Origin of the sequence: Rhodoblastus sp., from assembly GCF_041915505.1 — a bacterium.
Taxonomy (GTDB): Bacteria; Pseudomonadota; Alphaproteobacteria; order Rhizobiales; family Beijerinckiaceae; genus Rhodoblastus.
The window spans coordinates 1-5,513 of the sequence record NZ_JAYSBG010000245.1 but is presented as its reverse complement, the minus strand read 5'-3'; the positions used below and the strand labels follow the sequence as shown (position 1 = coordinate 5,513).

At 67.0% G+C, this 5,513-nt stretch carries 4 protein-coding genes and 2 pseudogenes; 3 read left to right on the top strand and 3 right to left on the bottom strand.

Annotated features, from left to right (window positions below; all coding sequences use genetic code 11):
• A pseudogene (locus ACE3S9_RS14160) lies at positions 1-1,709 on the bottom strand (hypothetical protein); the annotation flags it as partial.
• A 299-nt stretch (positions 1,710-2,008) separates the two neighbouring features.
• On the opposite strand from ACE3S9_RS14160, the gene ACE3S9_RS14155 reads away from it, so the two are divergent.
• The 3 genes from ACE3S9_RS14155 to ACE3S9_RS14145 all read left to right on the top strand — a co-directional run bounded on the left by ACE3S9_RS14155 (position 2,009) and on the right by ACE3S9_RS14145 (position 4,657).
• Positions 2,009-2,479, top strand: coding sequence for a peroxiredoxin (locus tag ACE3S9_RS14155; protein WP_374547121.1), 471 nt, complete (start codon positions 2,009-2,011; stop codon positions 2,477-2,479).
• 229 nt (positions 2,480-2,708) lie between these two features.
• On the top strand, positions 2,709-4,058 hold the full coding sequence (locus tag ACE3S9_RS14150; RefSeq protein WP_374547120.1) for a M23 family metallopeptidase: 1,350 nt from the start codon (positions 2,709-2,711) through the stop codon (positions 4,056-4,058).
• A gap of 44 nt (positions 4,059-4,102) precedes the next feature.
• On the top strand, positions 4,103-4,657 hold the full coding sequence (locus ACE3S9_RS14145) for a heme-binding protein (RefSeq protein WP_374547119.1): 555 nt from the start codon (positions 4,103-4,105) through the stop codon (positions 4,655-4,657).
• A 77-nt stretch (positions 4,658-4,734) separates the two neighbouring features.
• Here the strand turns inward: ACE3S9_RS14145 and ACE3S9_RS14140 are convergent, their stop codons facing one another.
• Both ACE3S9_RS14140 and ACE3S9_RS14135 read right to left on the bottom strand, forming a co-directional pair.
• Positions 4,735-4,959 carry a DUF6489 family protein gene (locus ACE3S9_RS14140; protein WP_374547118.1) on the bottom strand — a complete coding sequence of 75 codons (225 nt, stop codon included), beginning with the start codon at positions 4,957-4,959 and terminating at the stop codon, positions 4,735-4,737.
• A 123-nt stretch (positions 4,960-5,082) separates the two neighbouring features.
• A pseudogene (locus tag ACE3S9_RS14135) lies at positions 5,083-5,513 on the bottom strand (acyl-CoA synthetase); the annotation flags it as partial.

Here is a 5,513-nt window from a genome sequence, read left to right as displayed (position 1 = left end):
GGCGCGGCTTCCATATAGCCCACGCTGGCCTCGATCCGCGTCGAGCGCCCGGCCGAATGGCCCTGCGCGTCCACGCCCTGCGCGGGCGGAGCGCCGTCGAGGAAGGTGAATGCGGCGTCACGGATCACATAATCCATGGCGACGCGGTCGTCCATCGGGGGGTGCTGGGCGCGCATCATGCGAAGGTCGGTGTCGTCGAGATCGACCGCCATGCGGAAGCTTTCCAGCTTGCCGGAGATCAGATGGTCGCCGGCCCAGGCCCGGACCGGCGCGCCAAATGCGTTGGGCCAGATCGCGAGCACGCCGGCCGCCGTCATCTTGCCGGCGGAAATGCCGAGGCGCATATGGGCGCCGTCCACCCAGTCGATCGAACCCTGAACCGCCGCCGCCACCTCGGGCCCGACCAGTTCGAGCCGGTTGATCGACAGGATCCGGCCCGGCAGGTCGAGCGCCAGCTCGCCGCGCACCGACGAGATGGCGACCGCCTTTTCGCCGGCCCGCTCCGGCCCGATCACGCAGGCGTCCGTCTGCCGGAACGTGATGCTCCACGCGCCGGCGTCCTGCGCTGGCGGCGCGATGGCGCCGTTGAAGAAACAGCGCGAGGCGCCCGAAAAAATCTGCGCCTCGTCGATCACGGCGCGATGATTGGCGGCGTCCCAACGGGCCGCCGCGAAAAATTCGTCGACGAAGACCGGCGGGAAATCGGGATCGTCGAAGCGCCAGAAGCCCTGGCCGAGCGCCAGCCGGGCGTTGGCCTCCAGCACATGGCCGTCGGCCTGGAACGAGGCGGAGGCCTTGAAGGAGATCGGAATGTCGGAATCGATCGGCAGGCTGGTCTTGCCGGCCATCAAGGCAATTTCGTCGATGGAGAAGCCGGAGCCCTCGATCGCCAACTCATGCGCCTCGTCGCGCGCGCCGCGCGCCACGCCTTCGACGGTCCAGCGGCCGCTCGGCCCGACCGCCGACATTTTGGCGTCGACCACCGCGCGATGGCCCGCATTGGAGCGGTCGAGCGCGAACTGGAAATCCTCGAAGCCGCGCTTCTGGCCCGCGACGCGGTCGTCGACGATCAGGCGGCCGCGGCGGATGCCGAAATGGTCGAGCGCCGCGATCGGGCTGTCGCGACCCTGGCCGATGTCGAAAATCGCGTTGATCGCCCGGGCCGCCTGACGCAGGACCTTGGCCCGGACGGCGGGCGACGGCGCGCTGGTCGGAGGCGCGACGCTCGGTTCGACGCCGGACGGAGGCGACGAAGCGGGCGAGGGTTCGTCGGCGGAGGGCGCCAGCGCGGTCGGATCGCCGCCGGCGGAGAGGTCGAGCGCGCCGTCGGGGAGCACGCGCAGCTCCAGATTGAGCCCGTCAATATCGACCCGGGACGGTTTGATGCGTCCGGCGAGCAGCGAGAGCGGATCGAAGATCAGATCGGCCTTGGGCGTCGAGAGCAGCCGCCGGCCATCCGCCCGCTTGAGGGTGAGGCCATTGAGCGCGAGCGCCAGTCCGTGATCCTGCCGCTCGATGCTCATGCCCTCGATGGAAAGCGCATAGCCCGGACCCAGCCGGTCCTGCAGGGCGGAGACGAGAACCGGCTTGAACGGATCAAGGCTGATCCGGCCGAAGGCGAGGCCGACCACGACGAGGCCCAGCACGCAAAGCAGCGCCATCAAAGCGAAGGACAGGCCGGCGCTGAAGACGCGACGCGTGCGGCGCAAGCGGCGACGCGGCTCCAGCGGCGGCGGAGGGCCTTCAAAAATTTCGGGGTCTCGCGTCTCGACCAAAGAAAAGCTTTCCTGCCAGAACGCCCGTAGCGCCGCCTGGGCGGCTGGGCCGTTCGAATCGCCACCTTACAGTAAAACGCCGGCGCCTTCCGGCCTACCCGCATCGAGGGCCGCCCGCCCGCACACTGCGAAAACATGCAGACATTTTGGACGGAATTAAGCAAAAATGGAGGCCGGGCGCAGCCAGGGCGCGACGCGAATCGGGCGGGCGGCGCGAATGGAAAGGACGGACAATGGCGGATGCATTGCAGGCGGGCGATCCGGCCCCGGATTTCAAACTGCCCCGGGACGGCAAGGGCGACCTGTCGCTCGCGGATTTCAAGGGGAAGAAGCTGGTTCTTTACTTCTACCCCAAGGACGACACGTCGGGCTGCACCGCCGAGGCCATCGCCTTCAACGGCCTGGCCAAGGACTTCGCGGCCGCCAATGCGGCGGTGGTCGGCGGCTCGCCCGATCCGGTCAAGAAGCACGACAAGTTCCGCGACAAATATGAACTGACCTTTCCGCTGGTCGCCGACGAGACCAAGCAGACCCTCGAAGCCTATGGCGTCTGGGTCGAGAAGAGCATGTACGGGCGCAAATATATGGGCGTCGAACGCTCCACCTTCCTGATTGGCCCGGACGGCAAGATCGCGCGGATCTGGCGCAAGGTGAAAGTGCCCGGCCACGCCGAAGAAGTGCTGGCGGCGGCCAAGGCGCTCTGACCGCCGCTCAGGGCTCCGAACGTCAGGTTAACGGGAAATGCCCTCTTTGCGTCATGCCCGTGACAAGCACGGGCATGACGGACCTTCTTGACCCGACCCGAGTTTGGAGCGCCGGACCGCGGCTTGATCCTCGCCCGCGCGGCATTGGCGAAGCATTAACCATGTTCGCTTACCTTTTTCCCGATGGTGGCCGCCTGCGATCCGGCGCGGCCAATCGGGATGAGACGACATGCGTGGCGCGGCAAATCCGGCGCAGGCCCTGCGGCCTGGAGTAAGTGTTCGTTTGGCCTATCGCGATTTCCATCGCGAGATCGCTTTGCCGCCCGCGATCGCCGCCGTGCTGTTCGCCCTGGTTCCCGCCGTGCTGCTGGCGACGCTCGGCGTCGGCTTTTATCTGATGTTCCGCGACGACATGCTGGCCTCGCTGATGCGCCGCCAGGCCAGCATGCAATTCGCCTATGAGGACCGCATCGCGGCCCTGCGCTCGCAGATCGATTCCATCGCCTCGCGGCAAATGGTCAATCAGGACACGTTCGAAGGCAAAATGGCGGAGCTGGCCGTGCGGCAGGCCAAGCTCGAGTCCCGCTCCGCTTTGCTCTCGTCGCTCGCCGCCCGGGTCGATCCGCAGGACGCGCCCGCCGCCCGCCGCGCCGCGACCGCCGAGCCCGCGGCGCCGATCTCCACCCTCGCGCCGTCTGCGGCGCCCGCGCCCGTTCCCACGCTTGGCGGCGCCCCGCGCGACAATTTCAAGCCGGCGCCGGAAGGCTTCGACCTGCGCCGGGCCCAGCCCTCGGGCCCCGTCGGCGAGGACGTTTCCGACAATTCCGACCAGACCTCGCCCGACCAGCGCCTGCGCTCCTTCGCCGCGCGTTTCGACCGGATCGAGCAGAGGCAGATCGCCGCCCTCAACGGCCTCAAGGCGCCCGCCGCCGCCAAGGCGGAGCGCATGCGCGAGGCTTTCGCGGAAGCCGGCCTGCCGGTCGATCGCATGATCCGTCAGGCGGCGGCCACGCCCGGCAAGGATGGGACGACGACGGCCCCGATGGGCGGCCCCTTCGTTCCCGCGACCGCCCCGGAGCGGGGCGGCGAGTTCGAACGCGCCTACGCCAGCCTGCATAATTCCATCGCCGCCATGGACGGATTGCGCCGCGCCCTGCCCTTCGCGCCCCTGCGCCAGCCCCTGCCCGGCCCGCTCGACGTCACTTCGACCTATGGCTATCGCACCGACCCCTTCCTCGGGCGCCCCGCCTTGCATACCGGCATGGATTTTCGCGGCGATTATGGCGAGCCGGTGCGGGCCACCGCAGCCGGCCGCGTGGTTTCAGCCGGCCCTGCCGGCGGCTATGGCAATATGGTCGAAATCGACCACGGCGCCGGCCTTGCCACCCGCTACGGCCATCTCTCGCGCATTTTCGTCGAGGAGGGCCAATGGATTTCGGCCGGATCGGAACTCGGCGCGGTCGGCTCGACCGGCCGCTCGACCGGCCCGCATCTGCATTACGAAGTGCGCGTCGACGGCGCGCCGGTCGATCCCAGCCGCTATATCAAGGCCGGAAGATTGTTGAACGCCGGCCTCTGATTCCGGCTATCATCCGACCGGTCCCCCCCTTTCCGGAGAGTTCCATGCGCAATCCGGTCCTTGCTCTGTTCCTGTTCGCGACAGTCAAGCTCGTTTCAGTTTTGGCGCCGGTGTCGGCCTCGGCCCAGCAGCCTGCGGTCGCGCCGCCCGCCTATCCGCTCGACGCAGTGCCGGACAAAATGCCGTTCGCGACGCCCTATGGCGCGCCCATTGCGCTGGCGCGCGCCCAGGCGGCCATAGCCGCCGCGCAGGCCGAGGCCGAAAAGCGCGGCTGGCCGCTCAATATTGCGGTGGTCGATTCCGGCGCCAATCTGGTCGCTTTCGCGCGAATGGATGGGGCGCAACTCGCCTCCGTGGCCATAGCCGAGCACAAGGCGCGCGCCGCCGCCTCGTTCCGGCGCCCGACCAAGGTCTTCGAAGAGGCCGTCCAGAAAATGGATTTTAAATATGTCCTGACGCTGGACGGAATTATCGCGTCGCGCGGCGGCATCCCGCTGATCGAGGACGGCAAGCTCATCGGCGCCATCGGCTGTTCAGGCGGAACCGGCTCGCAGGACGAAGTGGTCTGCGCGGCCGGGGCGGCCACGATCAACAAATAGGACGAAAAAAAGCGCGCGAGAAACCCGCGCGCCAAAAATCGGTCAGCAAAGCCTGCCTGATCGGCAAAATCCGGCGTCTATTTGCGCGCTTGGCGAAGAATATCCTGGAACCAGTCCGCATTGAGCGTCGCCGGCTGCAGCCACATTTTCAGCAGCGCGTCCGGGGTGTAACGTTCCAGCGCGTCCATCATGCTTTTTTCGACTTCTTCCATGGCGCGTTTCTGCATCGGCTCGAAATCCGGCAGCCCCATGAAGGCTCGCGCCTCGGCGGGCGTGCAGTCGATATTGACGGTGATCTTCATGAGCCGGCCTCCGCGCCGCGCCCCCGAAGGGGATTTTCTTTTCTTAACATAATGCTGCGACGCCAAAACGCCACGTCTTTCTACGCGGATGTTTAAAATTGCTTTCTTCCAGCCGCGCCGCGCTCAGCCGATGGCCTCGGCCGAGCGCGCCTTTTCGCGCAGGATGAATTTCTGGATCTTGCCGGTCGAGGTTTTCGGCAGCGGGCCGAAGATGAAGCTCTTGGGCACCTTGAACCGCGCCAGATGCGCCCGGCAATGCTCCAGAAACTCCTCCTGCGTCGCCTCCGAGCCCTCGCGCAATTCGACGAAGGCGCAAGGCACTTCTCCCCATTTCTCGTCCGGCGTCGCCACCACCGCCGCCGCCATCACGTCCTTGTGGCGATAGAGCACGTCCTCGACCTCGATCGAGGAAATGTTCTCGCCGCCCGAAATGATCACGTCCTTGGAGCGGTCCTTGATCTTCACATAGCCGTCGGGCTCGATCACCGCGAGATCGCCGGTGCGGAACCAGCCGCCGGCGAAGCTCTCGGTCGTGGCGCGCTCGTTCTTGAGAT